Source organism: Pseudacidovorax sp. NFM-22 (assembly GCF_021401245.1).
Classification (GTDB): Bacteria; Pseudomonadota; Gammaproteobacteria; order Burkholderiales; family Burkholderiaceae_C; genus Xenophilus.
Map to the genome: position 1 here is coordinate 91,555 of NZ_JACBFY010000008.1, position 25,891 is coordinate 117,445.

The 25,891-nt window shown below is 70.8% G+C and carries 24 protein-coding genes; 12 read left to right on the top strand and 12 right to left on the bottom strand.

Annotation, left to right across the window (positions count from 1 at the left end; genetic code table 11):
- Positions 1 to 14: 14 nt before the first annotated feature.
- Positions 15 to 797 (bottom strand): transporter substrate-binding domain-containing protein, encoded by a 783-nt coding sequence (locus tag L0984_RS24870; protein ID WP_234197025.1) that lies wholly within the window; start codon positions 795 to 797, stop codon positions 15 to 17.
- 204 nt (positions 798 to 1,001) lie between these two features.
- Here L0984_RS24870 and L0984_RS24875 point away from each other — a divergent pair, with 204 nt between their 5' ends.
- From L0984_RS24875 to L0984_RS24890, 4 genes are all read left to right on the top strand, one after another.
- Positions 1,002 to 1,787 (top strand): enoyl-CoA hydratase/isomerase family protein, encoded by a 786-nt coding sequence (locus tag L0984_RS24875; RefSeq protein ID WP_234197026.1) that lies wholly within the window; start codon positions 1,002 to 1,004, stop codon positions 1,785 to 1,787.
- A gap of 40 nt (positions 1,788 to 1,827) precedes the next feature.
- Positions 1,828 to 3,015, top strand: a complete 1,188-nt coding sequence (locus L0984_RS24880) for an acetyl-CoA C-acyltransferase family protein (RefSeq protein WP_234197027.1) — start codon at positions 1,828 to 1,830, stop codon at positions 3,013 to 3,015.
- Positions 3,016 to 3,046: 31 nt separating this feature from the next.
- The gene (locus L0984_RS24885) at positions 3,047 to 3,646 is read left to right on the top strand and encodes a DUF938 domain-containing protein (RefSeq protein ID WP_234197028.1); all 600 of its coding nucleotides are present in this window, start codon (positions 3,047 to 3,049) and stop codon (positions 3,644 to 3,646) included.
- 141 nt (positions 3,647 to 3,787) lie between these two features.
- Positions 3,788 to 4,141: a VOC family protein gene (locus L0984_RS24890; protein WP_234197029.1), complete on the top strand. Its 354-nt coding sequence runs from the start codon at positions 3,788 to 3,790 to the stop codon at positions 4,139 to 4,141.
- A 54-nt stretch (positions 4,142 to 4,195) separates the two neighbouring features.
- Here the strand turns inward: L0984_RS24890 and L0984_RS24895 are convergent, their stop codons facing one another.
- A complete protein-coding gene (locus L0984_RS24895) occupies positions 4,196 to 5,092 on the bottom strand; it encodes a LysR family transcriptional regulator (RefSeq protein WP_017762371.1) in 897 nt (298 codons plus the stop codon).
- Between the two features lie 109 nt (positions 5,093 to 5,201).
- Here L0984_RS24895 and L0984_RS24900 point away from each other — a divergent pair, with 109 nt between their 5' ends.
- The gene (locus L0984_RS24900; protein ID WP_234197030.1) at positions 5,202 to 6,215 is read left to right on the top strand and encodes a TerC family protein; all 1,014 of its coding nucleotides are present in this window, start codon (positions 5,202 to 5,204) and stop codon (positions 6,213 to 6,215) included.
- 74 nt (positions 6,216 to 6,289) lie between these two features.
- On the opposite strand, the gene L0984_RS24905 is transcribed toward L0984_RS24900, so the two are convergent.
- Entirely contained in the window at positions 6,290 to 6,487 is a 198-nt protein-coding gene (locus L0984_RS24905) for a hypothetical protein (protein ID WP_017762369.1), read from the bottom strand.
- Positions 6,488 to 6,585: 98 nt separating this feature from the next.
- Here L0984_RS24905 and L0984_RS24910 point away from each other — a divergent pair, with 98 nt between their 5' ends.
- Positions 6,586 to 7,509: a MurR/RpiR family transcriptional regulator gene (locus L0984_RS24910; protein WP_234197031.1), complete on the top strand. Its 924-nt coding sequence runs from the start codon at positions 6,586 to 6,588 to the stop codon at positions 7,507 to 7,509.
- Here the strand turns inward: L0984_RS24910 and L0984_RS24915 are convergent.
- Positions 7,496 to 8,326: an HAD-IIA family hydrolase gene (locus L0984_RS24915; RefSeq protein WP_234197032.1), complete on the bottom strand. Its 831-nt coding sequence runs from the start codon at positions 8,324 to 8,326 to the stop codon at positions 7,496 to 7,498. The genes L0984_RS24910 and L0984_RS24915 overlap by 14 nt on opposite strands.
- A 188-nt stretch (positions 8,327 to 8,514) precedes the next feature.
- Between L0984_RS24915 and L0984_RS24920 the strand changes: the two genes are divergently transcribed.
- The 5 genes from L0984_RS24920 (at position 8,515) to L0984_RS24940 (ending at position 14,076) form a co-directional block, all read left to right on the top strand.
- Positions 8,515 to 9,450, top strand: coding sequence for a phosphate/phosphite/phosphonate ABC transporter substrate-binding protein (locus tag L0984_RS24920; RefSeq protein ID WP_234197033.1), 936 nt, complete (start codon positions 8,515 to 8,517; stop codon positions 9,448 to 9,450).
- A gap of 44 nt (positions 9,451 to 9,494) precedes the next feature.
- On the top strand, positions 9,495 to 10,334 hold the full coding sequence (locus L0984_RS24925; protein WP_234197034.1) for a phosphonate ABC transporter ATP-binding protein: 840 nt from the start codon (positions 9,495 to 9,497) through the stop codon (positions 10,332 to 10,334).
- Positions 10,331 to 11,368 (top strand): phosphonate ABC transporter, permease protein PhnE, encoded by a 1,038-nt coding sequence (gene phnE / locus L0984_RS24930; protein ID WP_234197035.1) that lies wholly within the window; start codon positions 10,331 to 10,333, stop codon positions 11,366 to 11,368. Before L0984_RS24925 ends, phnE begins: the two co-directional genes overlap by 4 nt.
- 184 nt (positions 11,369 to 11,552) lie before the next feature.
- On the top strand, positions 11,553 to 11,762 hold the full coding sequence (locus tag L0984_RS24935; protein ID WP_234197036.1) for a hypothetical protein: 210 nt from the start codon (positions 11,553 to 11,555) through the stop codon (positions 11,760 to 11,762).
- Between the two features lie 61 nt (positions 11,763 to 11,823).
- Positions 11,824 to 14,076 (top strand): phosphocholine-specific phospholipase C, encoded by a 2,253-nt coding sequence (locus tag L0984_RS24940; protein ID WP_234197037.1) that lies wholly within the window; start codon positions 11,824 to 11,826, stop codon positions 14,074 to 14,076.
- A 152-nt stretch (positions 14,077 to 14,228) separates the two neighbouring features.
- On the opposite strand, the gene L0984_RS24945 is transcribed toward L0984_RS24940, so the two are convergent.
- From L0984_RS24945 to L0984_RS24955, 3 genes are all read right to left on the bottom strand, one after another.
- Positions 14,229 to 15,212, bottom strand: a complete 984-nt coding sequence (locus L0984_RS24945; protein WP_234197038.1) for a GGDEF domain-containing protein — start codon at positions 15,210 to 15,212, stop codon at positions 14,229 to 14,231.
- A 196-nt stretch (positions 15,213 to 15,408) separates the two neighbouring features.
- A complete protein-coding gene (locus L0984_RS24950; protein ID WP_234197039.1) occupies positions 15,409 to 16,404 on the bottom strand; it encodes a YcjF family protein in 996 nt (331 codons plus the stop codon).
- A 159-nt stretch (positions 16,405 to 16,563) separates the two neighbouring features.
- Positions 16,564 to 19,512: an autotransporter outer membrane beta-barrel domain-containing protein gene (locus L0984_RS24955; protein ID WP_234197040.1), complete on the bottom strand. Its 2,949-nt coding sequence runs from the start codon at positions 19,510 to 19,512 to the stop codon at positions 16,564 to 16,566.
- A gap of 964 nt (positions 19,513 to 20,476) precedes the next feature.
- On the opposite strand from L0984_RS24955, the gene L0984_RS24960 reads away from it, so the two are divergent.
- Positions 20,477 to 21,274, top strand: a complete 798-nt coding sequence (locus tag L0984_RS24960) for an IclR family transcriptional regulator (RefSeq protein WP_234197041.1) — start codon at positions 20,477 to 20,479, stop codon at positions 21,272 to 21,274.
- A 68-nt stretch (positions 21,275 to 21,342) separates the two neighbouring features.
- Here L0984_RS24960 and L0984_RS24965 read toward each other — a convergent pair whose 3' ends face one another.
- From L0984_RS24965 to gstA (L0984_RS24985), 5 genes are all read right to left on the bottom strand, one after another.
- Positions 21,343 to 22,317, bottom strand: a complete 975-nt coding sequence (locus L0984_RS24965) for a Bug family tripartite tricarboxylate transporter substrate binding protein (RefSeq protein WP_234197042.1) — start codon at positions 22,315 to 22,317, stop codon at positions 21,343 to 21,345.
- A gap of 57 nt (positions 22,318 to 22,374) precedes the next feature.
- Positions 22,375 to 23,364, bottom strand: a complete 990-nt coding sequence (locus L0984_RS24970; RefSeq protein ID WP_234197043.1) for a Bug family tripartite tricarboxylate transporter substrate binding protein — start codon at positions 23,362 to 23,364, stop codon at positions 22,375 to 22,377.
- 27 nt (positions 23,365 to 23,391) lie between these two features.
- The gene (locus tag L0984_RS24975; RefSeq protein ID WP_234197044.1) at positions 23,392 to 24,366 is read right to left on the bottom strand and encodes a Bug family tripartite tricarboxylate transporter substrate binding protein; all 975 of its coding nucleotides are present in this window, start codon (positions 24,364 to 24,366) and stop codon (positions 23,392 to 23,394) included.
- A 30-nt stretch (positions 24,367 to 24,396) separates the two neighbouring features.
- Positions 24,397 to 25,056, bottom strand: coding sequence for a glutathione transferase GstA (gene gstA, locus L0984_RS24980; protein WP_234197045.1), 660 nt, complete (start codon positions 25,054 to 25,056; stop codon positions 24,397 to 24,399).
- A gap of 94 nt (positions 25,057 to 25,150) precedes the next feature.
- Positions 25,151 to 25,777 (bottom strand): glutathione transferase GstA, encoded by a 627-nt coding sequence (gene gstA / locus L0984_RS24985; protein WP_234197046.1) that lies wholly within the window; start codon positions 25,775 to 25,777, stop codon positions 25,151 to 25,153.
- Positions 25,778 to 25,891 lie beyond the last annotated feature (114 nt).

Genomic DNA, 25,891 nt, shown 5'->3' on the forward strand with positions numbered 1-25,891 from the left:
GCGACAGGCCGCGCTCACTTCAGCCATTTATCCGCGGCTTGCCGCAGCGCGCCACGCGTCTCCAGCTGGTCCCAGACGAAGTTCATCACGCGCAGGTAGTCGGTGTCGTCGGCCGGCAGCATGAAGCCCAGCTTGCTCGGCGGGGTTAGCGGCGTGTCGATGAAGGCGGCATGCAGGCGCGGGTCGGCCTTGGCGTAGACCAGCGCCTCATAGGTCTCGGTGATCATCACGTCGCCCTTGCCCTCGGCGATCAGCGCGGGGATCTCGGCGTTCTTCTCGTGGGTGCTGACCTCGGCGGCCTTGAGGTTCTCCAGCACGAAGGCCTCGTTGGTGCCGCCGGGGTTCTTGATGACGCGCACGCCGGGCTGGTTGAGCGATTCGAGCGTGGTGAACCTGGCCTTGTCGGCCGCGCGCACCAGTGCCACCTTGCCGAAGGGCGCATAGCCCGGGAGCATCGCCACCACGCGCAGGCGCGTCACGTTGCGCGTGATGCCGCCCACGGCCAGGTCGTACTTGTCGGCCTGCATGTCCTTGAGCAGGTTGGGCCAGGTGGTGGGCACCCATTCGATGCGAACGCCCAGCTCCTTCGCCATGCGCTCGACCAGGTCGATGTCATGGCCCGAGTAGCCGTCGCCGGTCTTGATGGCGAAGGGCCGGTAGTCGCCCGGCGTGCCGACGCGCAGCACCTTGGTGTCCAGCACGCGGTCCAGGCGCGGGCCGGCGTGGGCGGTCGAGATCAGCGTGAGGCCGGCGACCAGGGCGGTGGCTGCGAAGGAGAAGAAACGACGGGTGAGCATGGGCGGTGGCTCTTCGGGGAAGTGGAAGTGCGCGCATTGTGCGGCGCGCCCGCCGCGCGCCGGCATGGGTGACGCGTGCCCGGCATCGGCGACCGGCGCGGCGCCGCGGTGCCGGGGCGCGCGCCGCAGGAGGCCGTCCCTAGAATCCGGCGGCCCGCCCGTCCATCGCCGGCAGCGGGCGTCCTTCATCGGAGACAAACGAGCATGAGCGACGACGCATCCCCCCTGCTGACCTCGCGCGAAGGCGCGGTGGCCATCCTGCGATTCAACCGGCCGCAGGCGCTCAACGCCATCGACGTGCCCATGGCCCAGGCCTTCCTGGCGGCTGTCCAGGGGCTGGCCGCCGATCCGGGCGTGCGGGCCCTGCTGCTGTGCGGCGAGGGCAAGGGCTTCATGGCGGGCGGCGACCTGGCGGTGCTGTCGGCCGATCCGCAGGGCGGCGCTGCCGCGCTGATCGGTCCGCTGCACGAGGCCCTGCAACTGCTCGCCACGCTCGACCTGCCCGTCATCGCCCAGGTGCACGGCGTGGCGGCCGGTGCGGGCCTGAGCCTGATGCTGCAGGCCGACTTCGTGCTCGCCGCCAAGGGCACCCGCTTCAACCTGGCCTACGTCAACATCGGCGCCAGCTGCGACGTCGGCGCCTCCTGGGCGCTGCCCCGCTGGGTGGGCCTGCGCCGCGCGCTGGAGATCGCGATGCTGGGCGACATGCTCGACGCCGAGGCGGCCGAGCGCATGGGCCTGATCAACCGCGTGGTCGAACCCGACGCCCTGCCGGCCGAGGCCCTGGCGCTGGCGCAGCGGCTGGCGGCCGGCCCGACCCGGGCGCTGGGCCAACTGCGGCGTCTCCTGCGTGGCAGCGTGGAGCGCGATCTTCCGGCACAGTTGGCGGCCGAGGAGGCCGCCTTCCAGGCCTGTGCCGCCACCGCCGATTTCCGCGAAGGCGTCGACGCCTTCTTCGCCCGGCGCAAGCCCGCCTTCCAGGGCCGCTGATCCGCCGCCCGCTTTCGACTTTCACGACGAGGACTTCACCATGACCCCACGCGACATCTACGTCGTCGGCACCGCCCGCACGGCCATCGGCACCTTCGGCGGCGCCCTCAAGGACGTGCCCAACACCCAGCTCGCCACTACCGCCGTCAAGGCCGCCCTGACCCGCAGCGGCGTGGCGCCCGACGCCATCGGCCATGTGGTGATGGGCAACGTGATTCCCACCGACACCAAGGACGCCTACCTCAGCCGCGTGGCCGCCATCGACGCGGGCTGCCCCATCGAGACGCCGGCCTTCAACGTGAACCGGCTGTGCGGCTCGGGCCTGCAGGCCATCGTGTCGGCGGCGCAGGCCATCGCCCTGGGCGACTGCGACATCGCCATCGGTGCCGGCTCCGAGTCGATGAGCCGCGGCCCGTACTTCGACACGGCCGCCCGCTACGGCGCCCGCATGGGCGACGTGCAACTGGTCGACTACATGCTGGGCATCCTGCACGACCCCTGGCAGAAGATCCACATGGGCATCACGGCCGAGAACGTGGCCGAGCGCCACGGCATCACGCGCGAGCAGCAGGACGCCCTGGCCGCCGAGAGCCACCGCCGCGCCGCCGCCGCCATCGCCGCGGGCCGCTTCAAGGAGCAGATCGTCCCGGTCGAGATCAAGACCCGCAAGGGCGTGGTCGTCTTCGACACCGACGAGCACGTCAAGGCGTCCACCACCGTCGAAGTGCTGGCCGGCATGAAGCCCGCCTTCAAGAAGGAGGGCGGCACGGTCACCGCCGGCAACGCGTCGGGCATCAACGACGGCGCTGGTGCCGTGGTGCTGGCCGAAGGCGAACGCGTCAAGGCGCTGGGGCTCAAGCCGTTGGCGCGCCTGGTGGGTTATGCCCATGCGGGCGTGGAGCCCGCGTACATGGGCATCGGCCCGGTGCCGGCCACGCGCAAGGTGCTGGCGCGCACCGGCCTGAAGGTGAGCGACCTGGACGTCATCGAGTCCAACGAGGCCTTCGCCGCCCAGGCCTGCGCCGTGATGAAGGAGCTGGACTTCGACCCGGCCAAGGTCAACCCCAATGGCTCGGGCATCTCGCTGGGCCATCCCGTGGGCGCGACCGGCGCCATCATCACCGTCAAGGCGCTGGCCGAGCTGCACCGGGTGCAGGGCCGCTATGCGCTGGTGACCATGTGCATCGGCGGCGGCCAGGGCATCGCCGCCATCTTCGAGCGCGTGTGAGGCGCACGCGCAGCCAGGCGAGGGCGACGCGGTGCCGGGCCTGATCACCAGCCCGGCGGCCGAGCGCAACAAGGGGCCGATCCTGGCCGAGTTGCTGCGCCTGCTGCCGGTGCGCGGCCACATGCTGGAGGTGGCGGCCGGCACCGGCCAGCATGCGGCGCACTTTGCGGCGGCGCTGCCCGAATGGACCTGGCTGCCCACCGAGCCCGACGCCGCCATGCTGCCCGCCATCGCGGCGCGCACGGCCGATCTGCCCCAGGTGCTGGCGCCGGTGGCGCTGGATGTGCGCGAGGCCTGGCCCGTCGCCCCGGCCAGCCTGGACGCCGTGTACTGCGCCAACATGGTCCACATCTCACCCTGGGACTGCACAGAAGGCTTGATGCGGGGCGCGGGCCGGGCGCTGCGGCCGGGCGGGCTGCTGGTGCTCTATGGCCCCTATGTGGTCGAAGGCGAGCCCCTGGCCCCCAGCAACGCGGCCTTCGACGCCGACCTGCGCCGCCGCAATCCCGCCTGGGGGCTGCGGACGCTGGCCGAGGTCACGGCAAAGGCGGCCGAGGCCGGGCTCGACGCGAAGGAGCGGGTGGACATGCCTGCCAACAACCTGCTGCTGGTCTTCGTGCGGCGGGCCTGAGGGCGCCCGTCGGCCGCAACCCGGCCGGGCCCGGGTCGGCGCAATAAGGCGGGCTGCGATCCTACGTCGTCCTACGCCGACGTCTCTCCATCCCCCGCCCGGCTCGGTCGCATATTGAGCGCGCAAACTGCAGAGACACCCATGCGCATCACCAACATGCTGGCCGGCGTGGCCGTGAAGGACCTGGACCAATCCATCGCGTGGTATGCGCTGCTCATCGGCAGCGCGCCCGTGCGCCGCGATGCCGAAGTCGCCGAATGGCGCTTCGAAGGGGGTTGCTGCCTTCGGCTGATGCGACAGACGCGGGGCGCGGCGGGTGCGTCGGTCACGATGGTGGTCGACGACCTGGATCAGCAGCTGGAGCAGATGGACTTCGCAGGCCTGCGCCCGACCCGGCGCCAGGATGCGGATGCCGTGCGCATCGCCTTCCTGCGCGATCCCGATGGCAACCAGCTGGTGCTGGCGCAGGTACTGAGCGCGGCGCTCGCCTGCTGACTTCTTCCCGCCTTCGCCCGTTCCGGTCACCCTTCGCGTTGCTGGCGTGCGTTCTCAGCGTGCGCGGGCGTGGGCTTCGATCTGCTGCACCAGCGGATGATGCTGGCCCCGCCGCGACCGGATCAGGTGGATCTCCTCCTGCAGGTCGTCGCTGCGGCCCAGCAGCCGCAGCCCGCGCATCAGCCCCAGGTCGCCGGCCCCGAGCCGGCTGACCGGAAACACCCCCAGCCCACGGGCCGCGAACACCGCCAGCAGCGCGGAATCCTCGAACTCGCCCGCCACGCGCGGGCGCAGGCCATGCCGGTCGAACCAGCGCTCCAGTTGCGGGCGCAGGGCCGAATGCGCGGTCGGCAGCAGCACGGGCAGGTCGGCCAGGCTCTGGGGAAACTGGCGCATGGCGGCCGCACGCACCAGCGCCGCCGGCCCCCACCAGTCGACGGGTGCCTCGGCAATGCGATGGCTGCTCAGCCGCAGGGCCGGCCTGGAGGGCGCCGGCTGGCCGGCCAGAACCATGTCGAGGTGGTGCATGGCCAGCTCGCCCAGCAGTTGCTCCAGTTCCCCCTCATGGCAGACCAGGCGCAGGGCCGGGGTGTGCAACACCGGCTCCACCATCGCATGCGCGGCGAGCTTGGAGATGCCGTCCGACAGTCCGACGGCCAGGCGCACCGCCGGCTCGGTGGCGGCCTGGCGGACCAGCTCGGGCAGCTCCTGGCCGAGCTGGAAGATCTCCTCGGCCCGCTGCAGCGCGGCCATGCCGGCCTCGGTCAGCGCGACGCTGCGGCCCTCGGGCTTGAGCAGCTGGTGACCCAGCGACTTCTCCAGTTCGCGCACCTGGGCGCTCACTGTCTGCACCGCCACGCCCAGCCGCGCGGCCGCCTTGGAGAAGCCGCCCTCGCGCGCCACGGTCCAGAAGTAGTGCAGGTGCCGGTAGTTGAAGTCGTAGGACGCCATGCCTTGAAGTTTCGTAAAAACCGAAGGGTTGTTCCATCTCTGGCTGGTTTTTCTTGAGCGGATGGCTGGGCATCATCGCCGCCAGTTTCACTCCAACACCCCCGACACCATGGAAACCCTGCTCTCCTTCCTTGCGGCCGACTTCCTCGGCCGGCCGGCCGGCCTCTGGCTGGCCTTCATGGCCATCGTGGTCACCCTGCTGGCGCTCGACCTGGGCGTGCTGCACAAGGGCGACCGCGAGATCGGCGTGCGCGAAAGCCTGCTGCTCTCGGGCGGCTACATCAGCGTGGCCCTGCTCTTCGGCGGCTGGGTCTGGGGGAGCCTGGGTGCGCAGAGCGGCATGGAATACCTCACCGGCTTCATGATCGAGAAGTCGCTGTCGATGGACAACGTGTTCGTCATCGCGCTGATCTTCAGCTTCTTCGCCATCCCGCGGCAGTACCAGCACCGGGTGCTGTTCTGGGGCATCCTGGGCGTGATCGTGCTGCGCGCGCTGCTCATTGGCGCAGGCGCGGCCCTGATCACCAACTTCAGCTGGGTGCTGTACTTCTTCGGTGCCTTCCTGGTGTTCACCGGCATCAAGATGTGGCGCATGGCCGATGCCGAGCCCGACATCGCCAACAACCCGGTGCTGCGCTTCCTGCGTGGCCGCATGCGGGTGACCGAAGGCCTGCGCGGCAACGCCTTCACGGTGAAGGAGGTCGACCCCAAGACCGGCCGCGTGGCCCGCTTCGCGACGCCGCTGCTGCTGGCCCTGGTGCTGATCGAGATCGTGGACCTGGTGTTCGCCGTGGACTCGGTGCCGGCCATCTTCGCCATCACCACCGATCCGTTCATCGTCTACACCAGCAACATCTTCGCCATCCTGGGCCTGCGCGCGCTGTACTTCGCGCTGGCCGCGATGATCCATCGCTTCCATTACCTCAAGTACGCGCTGGCCCTGGTGCTGGTGTTCATCGGCACCAAGATCTTCCTGGTGAACTTCATCGGCAAGTTCCCGCCGGTGATCTCGCTGGCCGTGACCTTCGGACTGATCGCGGGTGGCGTGCTGTACTCGCTCTACCGCACCCGCGGTCAGCAGGCCGAGACGCCGCCGTTGCCCGACCAGTCGGCCGCGCGCTGACCGTCGGCAGGCCCCGCGAAAAGCGGCCGGGGTTGGCGCCCCGGCCGCTTTTTTTCCTGGGCGCGGCGCGGGGCTCAGCGGGTCTCGGACTGCATCTGATGCAGCGCCTGCTGGCCCGCATGGAGCGCCGACATCAGGGTCGGGAAGGTGCCCAGCGATTCGCACAGTGGCACGTCCTCCTCGTCCAGGCGTTCGACGATCAGCCAGGCATAGCGGCGGTAGGGCGGGGGCGTCTGCGTGGCGAGGACGGCGAACGGCTGGGAAGGCGACATGGCCGGCAGCTTGGCGGGCTTTCAAGTCGGCCTCATGAAGGCGCGGGTGGGGGCCCTGTGGCCGGGAGCGCCATGTCCGCCGGGTAAGCTCGCGCCCCATGAAGCGCAGCAGCCCCGCCCGACCGTCCCATGCCAAGACCCCTGCGCCTGCGCCCCGGCCGGCCGCAGCGGGCGGGCAGGCCCTGGCGGTGCTCGCGCGCATCGAGACGCTGTGGTCCTCGCTCGGGCCGGTGGGCCAGCGCATCGCCAGCTTCATCGCCAACCATCCCCGCGAGGTGGTGCACATGTCGGTGAGCGAGGTGGCCGAGCGAACCGGCTCCAGCGAAGGCAGCGTGGTGGGCCTGTGCAAGAACCTGGGCGCCACCGGCTTCCAGCAGGTCAAGATCGCCCTGGCGCAGGAGATCGTGCGACCGGTGCAGTTCATCCATGAGGACCTCGACCCGCAGGACACGTCGGCGGCCGTGATCCGCAAGATCTTCCAGAGCAACATCCAGACCCTGCACGACACGCAGGCCTCGCTCGACGCGGCGGCGCTGGAGCGCGCGGTCAAGCTGCTGCGCGAGGCCGAGCGCATCGAGATCTACGGCATCGGCAGCTCGGCCACCATCGCCGAGGATGCGCACTACCGCATGCTGCGCATCGGCCTGAATGCCAAGGTGGTGGTCGATTCGCATGTGCAGGCGATCTGTGCCTCGCTCACCGATGAACGTGTGGCGGTGCTGACCATCTCGCATTCGGGCAGCACGCACGAGACGGTGACGGCCACGCGGCTGGCCAAGGAGGCGGGCGCCTCCACCGTGTGCATCACCAACTTCGGCAAGTCGCCCCTGCAAGCATTCGCCGACGTGGTGCTGTTCACCATGGCGCGCGAGACCCATTTCCGCACCGAGGCCATGACCAGCCGGCTCGCGCAGCTGGCCATCATCGACGTGCTGATCGCGTGCCTGGCGCTGTCGGACTACGACACCGCCGTGCGCACCCTGCGCCAGACCTTCGACGTGCTGTCGATCAAGCGCTACTGAGCCGTACCGGCGCCGCCGGCAGGGCCGCCAGCTGCGCCACGGAGGCGGCGTGGGCGCCGGGCGCATCGCCCACCAGCAGGCAGGCCAGGCCCATCCGGGCCGCACCGGCAGCGTCGGTGGCCGGGTTGTCACCCACCACCAGCGTGCGGGCCGGGTCGGCGCCCAGGCAGCGCAGCCCCTGCTCGAAGAGAAGCGGCTCGGGCTTGCCCACCACGCGCCAGGGCCGCACGCCGCTGGCGGCCACCACGGCGGCCAACAGGGCGCCCGTCTCCGGCACCAGGCGGCCCTGCGGACCCGGATGGCTGGTGTCGACATTGGCCACCAGCAGGCGGGCGCCGCCGCGCAGCTCGTGCACCACGGCCGACAGCCGGGCGTGGCTGAAGCGCAGGTCCAGCGCCAGCAGCACCACGTCGGCTCCTGTGGCCACGGGCCGCAAGCCCCGGCCCGCCGCGAGCCGCTGCAGGGCCGCGCTGCCCACCACCATCACGCGCGCGCCGGGCTGCTGCCGTGCCAGCAGGTCCACGGCGCCTTCGCCAGCCAGCACGATGCGCGCAGGCGGCACCCGCAGGCCCAGCCGCCGCAGGCGCAGCGACAGGCCCTGGGCCGTGTGCGTGGAGTTGTTGGAGACGATGGCGAAGCGGCCCTCGAAGCGCGCGAGCAGCTCGGCGGCGCCGTCGATGGTTTCGTTCTGCCGCACCAGCGTGCCGTCGAGGTCCAGCAGCAGGTGGTCGGCCCGTGCCAGCGCGTCGCGGACGGAAGCGCCCGTCTTCTGCAGGGGCAGCGGCGACGGGCGGGCGAGGGAAGCGAAGGTGTTCATGAATCGACGGGGCAGGCGGCCGGCGGGCAGGGCGCCGGCGTGGGGCGGGATTCTATTGAGTAAAGCTCAGTAGATCGTATTGAATAAAATGAGCTTATTTCATTTGCCTGTCATCTTGGCTTCCTAAGCTCACCGGCATCCGAGCGGCACCGGCCCTCGTCCCCGCCTCAGCAACGAAGGAATCCATCATGAAGAAGCTCCTGGCCCTCGCGGCCGCCGCCGTCTCGCTCACCGCCATGCTGGCACTGCCTTCGGTCGCGCAGACCGTCGCCGACGGCTCGCGCGAGCATCCGCTGCGCGTGCTGCTGATTCCCGCCGATGGCGGCACCGAATCGGGCACCAAGGCCGACTACGCGCCAGTCTTCAACGCCGTGAGCCGGGCCACCGGCCTGAACTTCGACCTCAAGGTGGGCCAGTCCTACGGTGCCGTGGTGGAGGGCATGTGCAACCAGCTGGCCGACATCGCCTTCTTCGGGCCGGTGTCGTACGTGCAGGCCCACAAGCGCGGCTGCGCGCAGCTGCTGGCCGTGGGCGTGGAGAAGGGAGCCTCGGTCTACTACGCCGGCATGTTCGCCAAGGCCGATGCGCCCATCGCCACCATCGCCGACGTCAAGGGCCGGCGCGTGGCCTTCGGCGACGTCAATTCGGCCTCCAGCTTCACCTTCCAGGTCGCGATGCTCCTGGACGCAGGCATCGATCCGGCGCGCGACCTGGCCGCCATCCGCATGACGGGCAGCCATGCCAGCAGCCTGGCGGCGCTGGTCCAGGGCCAGGTGGACGTGGCCTCGCTCTCCTTCGATTCGTACGAGAAGGCGGTCAAGCAGGGCGCGGTCGATCCGAAGACCATCAAGGTCGTCGCGCGCAGCATGGCCATTCCCTATCCGCCGCTGGCGCTCAACGCCCGCCTGCCCGAGGCGATGAAGGCCCGCCTGAAGGAGGCCTTCCAGACCGTCAACAAGGCGCCGGGCGTGACGCCCGAGATGATCCGCGGCTACGGCGGCGCGCGCATCGACGGCTACGACACCCGCTTCTCGGAAGACGAGTTCAACGTCGCGGCCGAGAAGCTGGGCCTGCTGACGGACGACCTCAAGGGCCGCATCCTCGCCAAGGCGGCCGAGCGTTGAGCGCCGGCGCCCGCATCCCGATCCCCCATACCGGAGGCCTGCCCATGCTGTGCTTCGACTCGGTCGCCCTGCGCCATGCCGACGGCACCCAGGCGCTGGACGGTGTCTCGCTCGACGTGCCCGCGGGCCAGTTCTGCGTGGTGCTGGGGGCTTCGGGAGCGGGCAAGTCCACGCTGCTGCGCACGGTCAACGGCCTGGCCCGGCCCACCGCGGGCGCGGTGCGCGTGCAGGGCACGCCGGTGGCGCCGCGCAACCTGGCCCGCCTGCGCCCGCGCATCGGCATGATCCACCAGCAGTTCAACCTGGTGGCGCGGGCCACGGTGGCGCAGAACGTGCTGTGCGGCGCGCTGCCGGCCATGCCGCTCTGGCGCGTGCTGCCGGGCCTGTTCACGGAGGCGGCCCGGCGCAAGGCCTGTGCGCTGATCGAGGCCGTCGGCCTAGGCGAGGAACATCTGCTGCGCCGGGTGGGCGAGCTTTCCGGCGGGCAGCAGCAGCGCGTGGGCATCGCGCGCGCCTTCATGCTCGATCCGCCGCTGGTGCTGGCCGACGAGCCCGTCGCCAGCCTGGACCCGCAGACCAGCCACGACGTGCTCGACCTGCTGCGCCGCCAGGCGCGCGAGCGCGGCGCCACCGTGCTGTGCAGCCTGCACCAGCTCGACCTGGCGCGGGAGTTCGCCGACCGCATCGTGGCGCTGCGCCGTGGCCGCGTCGTGTTCGATGGCGCGCCGCAGGCCTTCGGGCAGGACGCCTTCGAGGCGGTCTACGGGCGCAGCGCCGAGACGCCGGCCCAGGCCGCGTCTCCGGCCGGACGCCGCCCCTTGCCCATCGCGGCGCCGATGCCGCCGTCGGCGCTGCCGGCCGGTCTTCTGGAGCTTGCGCCATGACGGTCCCCGCATCCTTCGCGACCGGCGCGCAGGCGCCCGTGCGCCCCGCGGCGCAATGGGCCTTGCCGCGGCCCTTCGGCCTGCGCACGCTGCTGGTCCTGGCGCTGGTGCTGGCCGGCGGACTCTGGGCCGGGCAGCGCGTCGAGCTGGGCCGCATGCTCTCGCTCACGGGCGAAGGCGTGCTGGCGGCCGTCGGCCTGCGCGAGCAGTCGCAGGTGCTGAACGGGCTGGGCACGATCGCCCGGTCGCTCTTTCCGCCGCAGATTTCCGAGCGCACCGAAGTTACCCGCATCGAGGGCTTCGACCGCCAGCGGCTGCCCTGGCTCTCCCACATCGAGACGGTGGAGATGCACGAGCCGCGGCTCAATCCGCAGACCCTCGCCATGGAGGACCGCGTGGTGCGCCAGGAGGTGCTGGTCGAGCCGCTGGGCTACCTGTGGCATGTGGCGGCCAAGATGCTGGAGACCTTCGAGATCGCCGCCTGGGCCACGCTGATCGCCGTCGTGCTGAGCGCGCCGCTGGCCTGGTGCAGCGCCCGCAACTACGCGCCGCACCGGCTGGTCTATGCCGCGGCGCGGACGGTGGTCGGCCTGCTGCGGGCGGTGCCCGAACTGGTGAGCGCGCTCTTCCTGGTGCTGGCCTACGGCTTCGGTCCCATCGCCGGCGTGCTGGCGCTGGCCCTGCATGCGGCCGGCTTCCTGGGCAAGTTCTACGCGGAGGACATCGAGACCGCCGACAAGGGCCCGCAGGAGGCGCTGCGCGCCATCGGTGCCGGCCCGCTGGCGGTGATGCGCTTTGCCGTGCTGCCGCAGGTGATGCCGGGCTTCATCGCCTACACGCTCTACGTGCTGGACCGCAACGTGCGCATGGCCACCGTGGTGGGCCTGGTGGGGGCGGGCGGCATCGGGCAGGAGCTCAAGGGCCGCTACGACATGTACAACTATGCGCATGTCGGGACGATCCTGATCGCGATCTTCCTGACGGTGCTGGTGCTCGACCGCGTCGCCGCCCGGCTGCGCAGCCGCTATGGCTGAGCCCTGATCCCGCGCTGGCCGCTTGACGCGCGCCTGTCCGCGCCCCGGCCTGCCGCCGCATTCCGCTTTCCTCGTCTGCCCGATTCCGTGGGGCCTGCCCGGCCCTGCGGATCGGTCCTGGCCGCGCCCTGCGCGCGCGTGCCTTCTTCTCCCCCTCGTGTCCTTCGATCCCAAAGGAAACCCCATGAAGACAGCATCTTCCCGATACGGCCTCGCTGCGGCGGGCCTTCTCCTGTGCCTGGCCCTCGGCGCCTGCGGCGGTGGCAGCGGCGGTGGTGGCCTGGCCTTCCTGCCCGGGCAGGGCGCGCCGGCCGGCAATGGCAACGGCAGTGGCACGCCGCCCGCCGCGGGCGGCGGCACGGCCGCCGAGCCTGCGCTCAAGTGCGCGCCCTGAGCCCCTGGCGCACCGCCTTCTTCACCGAATCCCCTGTCGTCCCTGGCGTTGAAAGAACCCCATGAACCCCTCTTCCCGTCGCGATTTCTTCCGCAAGTCGGCCGGTGCGCTCGGCGCAGCCTCGGCCCTGAGCGTGCTGCCGCCCGCCATCCGCAAGGCCCTGGCCGTCGAGGCCGCGGTCGACAAAGGCACCATCGATGACGTCAAGCACATCGTCATCCTGATGCAGGAGAACCGCAGCTTCGACCACTACTTCGGCACCCTGCGTGGAGTGCGCGGCTTCGGCGACCGCTTCCCGCTGCCGCTGTCCACCGGCAAGCCGGTGTTCTACCAACCCAACCCCAGCGGCGGCGCGGACATCCCGCCCTTCCGCCGCGACTCGCGCATTGCCAATGCGCTGATCGGCTCGGGCACGCCGCACAACTTTCCCGACCAGCAGGCAGCCTGGAACCAGGGAAAGATGGACCGCTGGATCCAGTTCAAGAACCAGGCCACGATGGGCTACTACCTGCGCGACGACATCCCCTTCCAGTTCGCGCTGGCCGATGCCTTCACGCTGTGCGACGGTTACCACTGCTCCATCCTCACCGGCACCGATCCCAACCGGATCATTTTCTGGTCGGGCTCCAACTTCAATCCGGAGCTGCGCAAGAAGGGCATCAACAGCACCGATGCCGACTCCGAGCCCGTCAACTCGCGCTGCTGGCCCAGCCCCTCGAACTGGGTCGCCGGCCGCGCGCAGCAGGCGGACGGCTCCGGCCAGGTCGATCCGGGCACTGGCGCCTACAACTACAAGTACGTCAACACCGCCTTCAAGTGGGACACGCTGCCCGACGTGCTGCAGAGGGCCGGCATCAGCTGGCACATCTACCAGAACATGAACAACAACTGGACCGGGGCGATGCACGGCTGCCTGGCCTTCCAGAGCTTCCGCACCGCGCAGCCGGGCTCGCCCATCTACGAGCACGGCCTCACCGGCGGCCCGGCCACCGCCGATGGCGCCACCAACTTCCTGGCCCAGCTCAGGCAGGACGTCATCAACAACACGCTGCCGCAGGTCTCGTGGGTGCTGCCCACGCAGGCGCTGGCCGAGCATCCGGGCAGCAGCGAGGGCGTGGCCGGTGCGGCCGACTTCATCGCCGACGTGCTGGACGCGCTCACCGCCAATCCGGCCGTGTGGAGCAAGACGGTGCTGTTCGTCACCTTCGACGAGAACGACGGCTTCTTCGACCATGCGGCCATGCCGGCGGTGCCGTCGTACGACGCCAGCGGCAACCTGATGGGCAAGTCCACCGTGTCGCTGGACGGTGAGTACTTCGACGCCTCGGTCGGCAGCTACCTCAAGGCCGAGGACACCACCAGCGGCAAGATCCGCCCCTGGGGCCTGAGTTCGCGCGTGCCGATGTACGTGGTCTCGCCCTGGAGCAAGGGCGGCTGGGTCAACTCGCAGGTGTTCGACCACACCTCGGTGGCCCGCTTCCTGGAGCAGCGCTTCCGTATCAGCGTGGACGCCATCAGCCCCTGGCATCGCGCGGTGTGCGGCGACCTGACCTCGTGCTTCGACTTCGCCACGCCCAACGATCCGGTGGTGCCCAGGCTGCCCGACACGAGCAACTACGCGGCCATCAATGCCGCGCAGCGCCTGCTGCCCACCTCGCCCGTGACCACGGCGCCGGCCACGCCGCAGCCGCTCTACCAGGAGACCGGCACGCGCCCCTCGCGCGCACTGCCCTACGAGCTGCACACCAGCGCGCGCGTGGAATCGCGTGGCATGGTGCAGCTGATCTTCAGCAACACGGGCAGCCAGGGGGCCGTGTTCCATGTCTACGACAAGCTGCACCTGGACCGCATTCCGCGCCGCTACACCGTGGAAGCGGGCAAGCAGCTGTCGGACTACTGGGACGCCGGAGCCTCCGATGGCGGCAAGTACGAGCTGTGGGTCTACAGCAGCAACGGCTTCGTGCGCACCTTCAAGGGCGATGCGCTCGCCCAGGACGCGGCCGGCTTCAAGCCCGAAGTGCAGGTCTGCTACGAGCCGGCGGGCGGGCAGGTCTACGTCAAGGTGCGCAACGCCGGCAAGGCCGCCGGCAGCGTCACCGTGACGTCCAACGCCTACCGCAACGACGGGCCGTGGACGCTGGCCGTGGACGCCGGCGCCACCGGCATGCTGCACTGGAACCTGGACGGCAGCGGCCGTTGGTATGACTTCACGGTCGCCGCCGCCGGCATGGAGCGCCGCTTTGCCGGCCGCGTGGAGACCGGCAAGCCCAGCGTGAGCGACCCGGCCATGGCGCTGCACCTGGCCAAGCTCTGAAGCCCGCCACCGCGGCCCGGCCGCCAACCGGGACGGCCGCTACGGCATCAACTTGGGCCGAGGCGTGACGCGGCGCGTGCGTGGTGACGTGGCGGGCGCTGATGACGGGCCTGTTCGCCTGCGCGACCACGCCGCCGGCCAGCCCCGGGCGTTCAATGCGCGCGCCCGCCGCCCGGGGCCGGGCGCTGCTGCTTGTGCCGGTACATGGCCCGGTCCGCGTCCTGGAGCAGGTCGTGGATGTCGGTGCCTTGCCGGGGCGACCAACGGGCCAGGCCCGCGCTGTAGCGCAGGGCCATGGCCGGCGGGCGGCCCGCGTTGCAGTCGTCGATGACGGCCCGCAGCCGGGCGAGCGCCGCCTCGGCCGCCGCATCGTCGGCATGGCTCATGAGCACCACGAACTCGTCGCCGCCCAGCCGCGCGCCCACGTCGGCCGCGCGGAAGACCCGCCGCAGCGCCTCGGCAAAGCGCTGCAGCGCGGCGTCGCCCTCGGCATGGCCGAAGCGATCGTTGATCTGCTTGAAGCCGTCCAGATCGAGAAAGAGCAGCCGCGCGGGCATGGCCAGCCGCTCGCACACCTTCAGCACATGGCCGCCCAGCAGTTCCAGGCCGCGCCGGTTGCTGAGCTGGGTGAGGTGGTCGGTGGTGGCCGCGTGGGCGGCGATCAGCTCCTCGCGCACCATGTCGGCCAGGTCGCGCAGCAGGGCGCGGTCCTCTCCCGTCAGGTGGCGTGGCTCGCGGTCGAGGATGCACAGCGTGCCCAGACGCAGGCCCTGCCGGTCCGTCAGGGGTGCGCCGGCATAGAAGCGCACGCGCGGGTCATCCACCACGAAGGGGTTGTCGTGGAAACGCTCGTCGAGGGTGAGGTCGGGCACCTCCAGGATCCCGTCCTGCAGGATGGCGTGGCCGCAGAAGGACGTCTCGCGCGCCGTCTCTGCCGTGTCGAGGCCCTGGCAGGACTTGAACCACTGGCGGTCGGTATCGACCAGCGAAACCAGGGCGATGGGCACCTGGAACATGCGGCGCGCCAGGCGGGTGACGCGGTCGAAGCGTTCCTCGGGCGGCGTGTCCAGCACCCGCAGGGCATGGAGGGCGCACACGCGGGCGGTGTCGTCGGGTGGAATGGGGGCAGCAATCATGGCGCGGGTCGAAGGCGCGGCGCGGCGGCCATGGCGGGCGGGCAGGCGCCGGCGGGCTTCGCACGTTGGGATGTCTCCAGGGAGAAGGGCGGCGGGCGGCCGGGGACGGCCCACGATGCGATCCATTCTGCGGGCCGTGTCCCGCACGGGGCAAGATCAGCCGAAAGTGCTACTTCTTGCAGCCGGCGCCGGCGGCTCAGCGCCAGCCCTTGGCCAGGGCCATCACCTTGCCCAGGTCCATCTGGCTGGCCTGCTGCTGCATCTGCGGCAGGTGGCGGCCCTGCAGGCCCTTGCCCTGTTCGAGGATGCTGGCGTAGCTGTCCTTGAGCATCTGCGGCGAGAAGCTGCGGCCCCCGGCGTAGTAGCGCCGGGCCAGGTGACCCAGCGCATAGGTGGTGGCGAAGCTCATGCCCGAGCTCACAGCCTGTTTGCCAACCCCGCCCAGCAGCCCGCCGCCCATCTTGCCGAACAGCCCGCCGATCAGCTTGCGGCCGGCCTGCTCGAGGTACTGCGAGGTCAGGCCGACCCCGGCGGTGGCCAGGAAGTCCTTGATGTGGCCGCGGTCGAGCTCGTAGCCGTGGGCCTGCCCGATGGTGTAGACCAGCCGCATCTGCAGCGGAATGATGGCCAGCGTGGACAGGGTCTCGGGCAGCAGTTCCAGCGCGCCACAGGTGATGGCGGCCTTGAGGATGCGGTCGTCCAGTTCGGCGCCGTCCACCGCGGCGGCCGGTCGTGCGGCGGGTTCATCGAGCGGTGTGGGCGGGAGGGCTGCTGCGCCCGCGGCAGCGGCCGGCGCCAGGGCGGTCGGGCCGGCCAGGGGCGCCTCGGCCAGCGTGCGGGCCTCGGACTCGAAGGCTTCTGCCGCGCCGTCCAGCGCCAGGACGCGGCGGGCCTCGGCCAGGAAGGCCTGCTCGCGGGGGGACAGGGCGCCGTCGGCATCGCACACGCACACGGCCATCTCGTAGGCCAGTTGCCGGGCGCCGCGCTCGGGCAGTCCCTGTGTCACGTCGGCCAGCGTCACGCGCTGCAGCAGCACGTCCTGGTAGAGCGTAGGCAGGTGCACCGCGCCCTCGGCGCCCAGGCCCTGGGCGATGCGGCGGATCTCTTCGCGCTCGCGCTCGTGCTTGTCGCCATCGGCAAAGGCCGCCATCAGGCTGAGCGACAGGGTGGCGCGTAGGGCGGAGGTGTCCATGAAGGCATCCTTTCTGGGTGAAGAACGCCAGTCAGGTCATGGTCAGGAAGAAAAGTTTCCGCGAGGCCAAGGGCCGGCCTTGCGGGCACTCGGCCCGGCCCTGGCGCCCGGCCCCCGGCGGAGGCGACCGGGCCGCCCGAACCCGCGCCGGGGTGCCGCTCAGAACCGGAAGTCCAGATTGCCGCGCAGGCCCTGGCTGCGGGCGTGGCTGCCGAACTGCCCGGTGTAGGACAGGCGCAGCGAGGCATTGCGTGCGAGTTGCGTGGACACGCCGGCCTCGACGAGGGCGGCGTTCTTCGCGATGGGCACGCCGCTCACGCCGAAGGCGTCCGAGCCGAGGAAGCGGAAGCTGGCCTGCGGCGTGGTGTCGCCGAAGGCATGGCGCCAGGCGAGCGAGGCGCTGGCGGTCAGGGTGCGCCCGCCCAGGTTGAACTCGCCCGAGCCGCGCAGTCCCAAGGTGGAGAAGTTGACGTCGGTGTTGCTGCTGCCGGAGGTCAGGGCCGCCACGCCGCCGCGCTCGGTGAAGCCGTCGGTGCGCACCGCCACATGCGCCAGGCCGGCGAAGGGCTCGAGCGCCACCGCGCCGGCGTCGATGCGGTAGCCCGCCTCGGCGAAGGCCTGGAAGGTCCGGCCGTCGTACTTGGCCGACAGGCCGTTGGCCAGGCCGCTGAAGACGACGTCGCGATGGGTGCTCACGTCGCTCCAGGTGTAGGCCGTGCCCAGCCGCACGCCGACGCCGCCGACCTGCGTGCCGCCGTAGGCGCCCAGGGTGTAGCCGTTGGACGAGCCCGAGGCGCTGCGTCCGTCGCCGTCGTACGAAGCATGGCCGTAGCCCAGCAGCACACCGGCCCGGGCCGTGTCGAAGACGGGCAGGTCCGCGCCGCCGACGAAGCCACCCGTGTCGTGCGAGAGCGAGGAGGCATTGCCGTTGCCGCTCGTCTTGCCCCAGGTGCCGTAGACGTGGGACCACACGGCCAGGCCGTTGGCGTCGGCACTGGCGCCTGCCGGCACGGTCGCAGCGCCGGAGGCGGCGCGCAGCCGGTCGATGGCGGCCGTGCGCACGAAGCGGCTGTCCTCCACCATCGCACCGCGGAGGGAGGCGTGGATCTCGCCCGAGAGCTGGTCGAAGGCGACGCGGGCCTGGGCGTCGTCCGGCAGGTAGCCGATGGCGGTGCGCAGGGCGCCGCCGGCGGCCAGGCTCTGCAGCGCGCCGGCCGTGGCGACCTGGTTGGGCGTGAGCGCCGCGCTGGTGAAGGCGCGCACCTGCTGGGCGGCGACGTAGACGCTGCCCGCGTCGGTGCCGGTCGTGAGGGCGTAGAAGGTGGAGATGCCGGTGTCGCCGGTCAGCACGTAGCGGCCGGTGACGCCGCCGTCGGCGGTCAGCACCGTGTAGCGGTCGGTGAGGCTGAAGGGCGCGGTGCTGCCGTAGCGCGAGACATGCAGGACGGCGCCATCGGCGATCTGGGCCGTGCCCTTGACGGCGATGCGGTCGGAGGTGCCGGTGCCGGGCACGAACTCGGCCTCGTAGGTGGAGCCGGCGGCCTGGGTGTAGTTGCCGGCGACGGTGAGCGTGCCGGGGCTGTTGCCGGGCGCCACGGTGGCGCCGGACTGCAGGCTCAGGCTGCCCACCGTGCCGCTGCCCGACAGGCGCGCGCCGCTGCCCACCGTCACCGCGGAGCCGGCCAGCGAGCCGTTGACCCGCAGCTCACCGCCCTTGACGGCGGTGCTGCCCGTGAAGGCCGAGCTGTCGCCGCTCAGGATCGTGGTGCCGGCCAGTGCCTTCAGGGTGCCGTTGCCGCTCAGCGTGCTGCCGAACAGCAGGCCCGTGCCCGTGTGGTTGAAGACCAGCTCGCCCGCGCCGTCGCCGAAGACGATGCCGTTGGCTGCGATCACGTTGCCGGGTGCGGCCGCGGCCTGGCCTTCCTGGGCGCCGATGACCAGCTTGCCGGAGCCGCTGTCGTAAGCGATGCGCACCTCGTTGTCGGCCTTGATGGTGCCGCCGTCCGAGACCACGACCAGCGCGTCGCCCGCGTAGCCGACGTAGAAGTTGCCGCGCGTCGGCGTAGTCAGCGCCGTGTTGGCCTTGGCCCAGAGCTGCGAGCCGTTGCCGGTCACCACGGCCACGCCCTTGGAATGCGGGTCCATGCCCACGCCCACCGTGCCGCCCCAGGCGGTGGCGCCGTCCGCGATGGTCAGCAGGCCATTGCCGTTGACCGGATCGACGTCGCGCGAGCCGTTCTGCCCGCCGACATAGATGCGCTGCTCGCCGATGAAGCTGGTGCCCTGGCCCGTCACGGTCATGGTGGTGGCCCAGGCGCCGCTCGCACCGACGTAGGTGCCGCTCGTGTAGAGGCTGGCGCCGCCCGAGACCCGGATGTTGCCGCCATCGGCGCTCAGCCAGCCCGAGGACGTGGCCTGCAGATCGTTGGGGTCGGTGGGGTCGCCGATCTCGACGCGGGTACCGGCGCCCGTGAAGTTGAGCGTGGCCCCCGCGCCGGTGTAGACGCCCGTGCTGCGGATGCGTGCCGTGGCACCGTCCGAGATGGTCAGGGTGCCGGTGGACCCCGGGCTTTCGTTGCGCGCGACGTCGACGCCCGCGGTGTTCTCCCACAGCGTGCCGGCACCGCTCACGGTGAGCGAGCCCGAGCCGCCAGCGGGCGTGCCGCCGGCCACCTCCCAGGTCGGCGTGCCGAGGGCCAGCCGGCGAGACACCAGGTGCGCGCCGCCGGTGACGGTGAGCGAGCCGGTGCCGTTGCGGCCGATGGTCATTTCCGAGGTGTTGGTCAGCATCGAGCCGGGGCCGCTGACCACGACGCTGCCGCTGCCGCCCGTGGCGCCGATCACCCCGAGGGCGGCGGTCAGTCGGCCGCCGCCGCTGATGGTGAGGCGCGTCGTGTCCGCGAGGCTGGTGGCCAGCGAGAAGGCATTGAGGGTCACCGATTGGTCGGCGATCAGGATGCTGCCCGTGCCGTTGAGCACGGCCGTGTCGGTGCTGCCGGGGACCGCGCCGCCGATCCAGTTGCCGGCCGTGGACCAGTTGCTGCCGCTGGGGTCCGACCAGCTGATGTCGGCGGCATGGGCTGGCCCCCAGATGGACGCCAGCAGCAACGGAAGAGCGAGGCGTTTTGGCAGCCGCACGAATACTTTTTTTTGCACGTCGTATTTCGTGTCTTCCGGGTGCGGCGGGCGCTTTGCTGAATGTGGGGCCATGGGTGTGATCTCCTTGGTGAAGACCGGACATTGGCGTTGGGTCCGATCAATTGGCTGGGAAATTGAATTGGCAGGCGCACCGAGCCGCGGCGCAAAGGCAATGGCTCGCGCGAAATGAATTTAAAAGGAATTGCCCCGCTGCCAGGCGGCGTCGGGGCCCGCGGATCAGGGCGCTGCGGCCATGCGCACCGCTTTCCGGGCGGGCCGAGGGGTGCCTGCCCCGGTATCGGCGGGTGTGTTCGTCCAGGGAAGAACGCTCGCTTCATGGCGAGGTGGGATGCAGCTTTCAAGGACTGCAGATCGACGGCTCATGCCCCCTCCGGAGACTCATTGTTTTTGATTCATGGATCGTCGGGATCCGACACGGAACTGGCGGCCCGCATCCCGGCGAGCGAATAAATCGGCTTTCAATCCGGGAGCGCCATAGCGTATGTTGTCGGCGCGCAGGAGGCAAATATTTTTTCCCGCCTGTTGTTCACGGTCAATTTCACAATTGATCGTGATTAATTGAAACGGTGAATTTGCATCTGAAATTTCTGGCGGGGCGGCGCAAGATTTCGGGTCGGCAATCCGCCCGACGACCTCGCGTTCCTCCGGGCCGGGGCGTGCTGTCTGGCGCTGCAGCGCGGCGATGCGCTGGCTCAGCCGCGCAACCGGGATGCCGCTGCTGTGGCCGGCCGGCCGGCTGCGCTTGCGGTGGAACCTCTGCCTGTGCCGCCTTCGCTACCATCGTGTGAAGCAGTGATGTACAAGGAAAGTCGAGTCGATGGCGCACAAAGGCCGGCGCAAGGCGCTGCAGGAACCAGTCGAGCCGGCCGCGCGCCCGGTACAGATGGATGAAGATGAAGGGCCGGAACGGCGCGTGCAGACCGATGCTCTGGACGAGGCCGGAGCCGAGCCCCCATCGCGTGCGGCCAGCGAATCCAGCCTGTCCCGCCTGCTCGGCACACTGGGCCTGTTCTCCACCGACGCCCCCTCGCTCACGGTCGAGGAGATCGCCGCCCGCCTGGGCGTGCCCAAGAGCACGGCCTACCGCTACATCCAGGAGCTGTCGAAGGTGGGCCTGCTGGTGCGCCTGGACCGCAGCATCACGCTGGGTCCGCGGATCATCGAGCTGGACCGCTGCATCCGCGAGTCCGACCCCGTGATCCGCGCCGCCGCGCCGCCGATGCGCGAACTGGCCGAGCAGACGGGGCTGGACGTGTTCCTGTCCAAGCTCTACGGCCATTCCATCATCACGGTGCACACCGAGTTCAACGACCCGCTGCCGCATCTGCGCTATGGCCGCGGCCGGCCGGTGCCCGTCTCGCGCGGTGCCAGTGCCAAGGCGCTGGTGGCCTTTCTCCCGGCGGCGCGGCTGCGGCGGCTTCACCAGGAGCTGGCGAGCGAATCGCCGGACACGCTGCCCTGGGAGGCCTTCTACGAAGAGGCGCAACGCATCCGCCGCGAGGGCTACTGCCGCACCTCGGGCGAACTCAATGTGGGCAAGACGGGCGTGTCGGCGCCCATCTTCGGCCGCGGGCGGCTGGTGGTGGCCAGTGTCACGGCGCTGGGCAGCGATGCGCGGCTGGCGCTGTTCGACGCCGAAGCCATTGCCGAACTGGTGCAGCGAACGGCCCACATGATCAGCGTGCGGCTGTCGGCGGACGGCCACCTGTAGCCGGCCGCGGTGCAGCCCGCTTCGTATGGCCAGGCCGCTGGCGTGATGCAGGGCCTGCCGCGCGAGGCTCAGAAGACGATGTTCGCCTTCTTGACGATGGGCGCTGCAGCCGCCAGCGAGCGGCGCCAGGTGTCCATCGCCTGGGCCGGCGTGCTCACGACGGGTTCCAGGCCCAGGGCCACCATGCGGGCCTGCACGTCGGCATCGGCGGCGATGGCCTGCAGCGCCGTGGCGAGCGTGCTCACCACCGACGCGGGCGTGCCGGCCGGCGCGAAGACGGCGAACCAGCCGGCATTGCCCATGTCGCGCACGCCCAGTTCCTCGAAAGTGGGCACCGCGGGCAGGGAGCGCACCCGGCGCAGTCCCGTCACCGCCAGGGGGCGCACCGAGCCGGCCGTGACCATGGCCTCGACCGCGGCGACGGTGAGGAACACCGCATCCACCTGTCCACCCATCAGGTCCGTCAGGGCGGGGGCGGAGCCCTTGTAGGGCACGTGCAGCAGATCGATGCCGGCCGATTCGGCCAGCACCTCGCCCATCACGTGGGCCGACGAGCCCGCGCCGAAGCTGCCGTAGCTGAGCTTGTTGGCCCTGGCCCGCTGCAGAAAGCCGCGGAGGTCGTGGGCCGGGCTGTCGGCACGCACGGCCAGCACCAGCGGCGCATTGGCCATGACGCTCACGATGGTGAAGGCCTCCTGCATGGTCTTGCCCGGTGCCACCGACTGCTTGGAGGCCAGGGCGGCGATCACATGGGTGGAATTGCTGCCAAACATCAGCGTGTGGCCATCGGCCGGCGCCTGCAGCACGGCGCGGGCCGCGATCAGGCCGTTGGCGCCGGGGCGGTTGTCGATGACCACCGTGCCGCCGAGCGCCGCCTGCAGCTTCTGGCCAATGAGCCGGGCCACGGTGTCGGTACCGCCGCCGGCGGCGAAGGGCACCACGAGGTTGATCGGGCGCTCGGGCCAGGCCGCGGCGCGGGCCATGCTGCAGCCCGCCGCGGCGAGTGCGGCCAGGGTGGCCAGCGCCTGGCGGCGCTGTGGCAAGAAGGTTGTGCGTGAAGAAGGCATGGAAGGTCTGGAGAACAAGAGAGTGGGGAGCCGTCAGTCGACGTGGATCTGCCGCGCCTTGACGATGCGCGCATAGGTGGCGCGGCCCTCGGCGATGCGGGCGGCCATCTGTTCGGGCGTGCTGTAGACCGTGGTGAAGCCCAGGTTGCCGAAGGCCTTGGCCACGGGCTCCGAGGCCAGGGCCGTGCGCATCGCTCCGTTGAGCCGTGCCACGATCTCCGGTGGCGTGCCGGCCGGCGCCAGCAGGCCGAAAAAGCCCTGGATGGTCATCTCGGGCAGGCCCGCCTCGGCGGCGGTGGGGATGTCGGGGAAAGCGGGGTCGCGCCGCTCGCCGGTCATGAACAGGGGCACCAGTTGCCCGGCGCGCAAGGCGCCGATCAGGGGCGAGGTCACTTCGTCCATCAACTGCGCCTCGCCGCGGATCACGGCGTCCTTGGCCATCACCGCGCCCTTGTAGGGCACATGCACCACGGGTGCACCGGTGGCGGCCAGAAAGATCTCGCCCAGCAGGTGGTTGCTGGAGCCCATGCCGGCCGAGGCGAAGTTGAGCTGGCCCGGCTGCCGTTTGGCCAGCGCGACGAATTCCTGGACCGTGCGTACGCCGAGTGAGGGGTTGGTGACGAAGACGAAGGACTGGGTGGCGCCCAGGCTCACCGGCACCAGCGTTGCCACATGGCCCTGGTCGGGGTAGAGCACCGGCGCGGCGGTCAGGCTGCTGCCGCTGCCCCACAACAGGGTGTAGCCATCGGGCCGGGCCAGTGCGGCGGCCTTGGTGCCGATGCGCCCGCCTGCGCCGGTGCGGTTCTCGACCACCACCGGCTGTTTGAGCTCCACCGCCAGTGCCTGCGCCACGGCGCGGGCCGAGATGTCGGTCGAGCCGCCGGGCTCGAAAGAGACGATGAGCGTGATGGCGCGCGCCGGCCAGCTGTCGGCGGCGCGGGCAGCGGTGCTGGCGAAAAGGCTGGCGACCGCCAGCAGGAGGAACAGGCCGGCGCGGCGGCGGGTGGCATGACGAAGGGGCATGGCGGACTCCGGCAACTGAGGGAGGTGTCAGTCCAGCGACACGTTGGCCTCGCGGGCCACGCGGCGCCACTTGTCCAGCTCGGCCTGCAGCTTGATGCGGAACTGGGCGCCGTCTGCGGCCGTGACCACCACGCCGCGGGCATTGAGCCGGGTTTCCATGTCGGGCGTGCGGATGACCTTGTCCAGCGCCGAGCCCAGGGTGCGCACGATGGCAGGCGGCGTGCTGGCGGGGGCGAACACGCCCATCCAGCCTTCGGCGACCAGGCCGTCGTAGCCCAGTTCCTGCAGCGTGGGCACCTCCGGCAGGCTGGGCAACCGCGTGGGCGAGGGCGTGGCCAGGGCGCGCAGCTTGCCGGCCTTGATCTGCGGCAGCGCCACGGCGGTGGTGTCGAAGGTGAAGTCCACGTCGCCGGCCAGCAACGAGGACATGGCCTGCTGGCTTCCCTGGAAGGGCACATGCGTGGCCCGCGTGCCGGTGGCGTGGAGGAAGAGCTCGCCGATCAGGTGATTGGTCGAGCCCATGCCGAAGGACGAGTAATTGAGCTTGCCCGGCTGCGCCTTGGCCCGGGCGATCAGCTCCTGCACGTTCTGCACCGGCGAGCCCGCGGGCACGGCCAGCACGAAGGTCACGATGCCCACCTCGGTGATCGGCACGAAGTCCTTGAGCAGGTCGTAGGGGGCGGTCTTGCGGGTGACGGGGTTGATGAGCAGCTCGGCCCCGGTGCCGAAGAACAGCGTCTGGCCGTCGGGCCGGGCGCGCGCGACCGACTGTGCGCCGATGGTGCCGCCCGCGCCTGCGCGGTTGTCCACGACCACGGACTGGCCGAGCTCGGGCGCCAGCTTCTCGGCGATCAGCCGGGCCGCACCGTCGGTACCGCCACCGGGCGGAAAGGCCACCACCAGGTGGACCGGCGCGGAGGGGTAGGCGGCCGGCTGGGCGCAGGCCAGTGCCGGCGCCAGGGCGGCCAGGCAGGACAGAAGAAGACGTCGCGACAACGGCATGGTCGTTCCTTCGAGGAGTGGAATCCGGGGTCAATGGGCCGGGGCGGCGGCGGCTCGGGCGGCGGCCCGTTCGCGCTCCCGCACGCCCTGCGCGGCAGCGGCCGCCTCGGCGGCGCGCACGCTCGGGCGGGCGCCGCAGCGCGCCAGGTAGCCCTCCAGGTGGGGCCAGCCCTGCGTGTCGATGGCATGGGCGCGGGTCCACATGGCGATCGTGTAGCAGTGCGCGTCGGCGATGGTGAAGTGCTCGCCGGTGAGGAAGCTGCGCCCGGCCAGCTGTTCGTCCACCCACTGCAGCTTGGCCTCGACGATGCGGCGCGCGATGGCCTTGTACTCGGGCGGCGTCACGGCCTTGAACAGCGGCATGAAGCCGCCCTTGTGCAGGTCGGCGGCGATGAAGCTCATCCACTCCAGCACGCGGTAGCGCGGCAGGCCCGCGGCCGGCAGCAGGGTGTTGCCGGGGCACTGGTCGGCCAGGTACTGCATCACGATGCAGCCCTCGCTCAGGTGCTGGCCGTCGGGCATCTCCAGCGTGGGCACGGTGCCCTTGGAGTTGACGCTGAAGTAGTCGCGCCCGTCCTCCAGGCGCTTGGTCTTCATGTCCACCCATTCGAGTGCCAGGGGCAGCTGCAGTTCGCGCGCGACGATGTCGACCGCGAGCGAACAGCCGCGGACTTCGTGATAGAGCTTCATGGGGTTCTCCGTGGAAGGGTTCGCAAGGTGTGAATGGATCCGGCGTGTTCCGGCGGGAGGAGCGGGCAGGGCGGGCTCGTTCGCCTTGTCAGGGTCAGGCGTTGGCCCGCCGGGCGATCTCGGCACGCTCCGCGGCGCGGGCGGCCTGCACGCTGGGCCGCGCCTCGATGCGCTGCACATAGGCCTGAAGGTGGGGCCAGGCCCCGAGCGGGATGGCCTGCAGCCCGGCCCAGCTCACGACGGCATAGGCATGGGCATCCGCGGCGGTGAAGCCCTCGCCGTGCAGGAAGTCGCGCCTGGCCAGCACCTCGTCGAGCCAGGCCAGGCGGCGCTGCACGTTCTCGGTGGCGATGGGCCGGTACTCGGGCGGCGTGTTGGCGCGGAACAGCGGCGTGAAGCTCTTGTGCAGCTCCGAGCCGAGGAAATTCATCCACTCCAGCACGCGGTAGCGCGCCATGTCCAGCGCGCGGGGCAGGAGCGCGTCGGCGCCGTGCCGGTCGCATAGGTACTGGAGGATCACGGCCGCCTCGGTGAGCACCTGGCCGTCGTCCGTTTCCAGCGCGGGCACCTGTCCCTTGGGGTTGATGCGGTGCAGATCGCGGCCGTCGGCCAGCCGCTTGGCGCGGACATCCACCCAGACGAGGTCGAGCGGCACACCGATCTCGCGCGCGACGACGTCCACTGCCAGGGCGCAGGTGTGGGGGCTGAGGTAGAGCTTCATTGGCGGGTGGTCCTTGCGCGGCGTGGTTGCCGCCTTGTGGTGCGGCTGTGCACCGATTCGTTGCATAGGGTCAAAACCATGGTCATGAAATTACTGCTATGCGATAAATGTGCC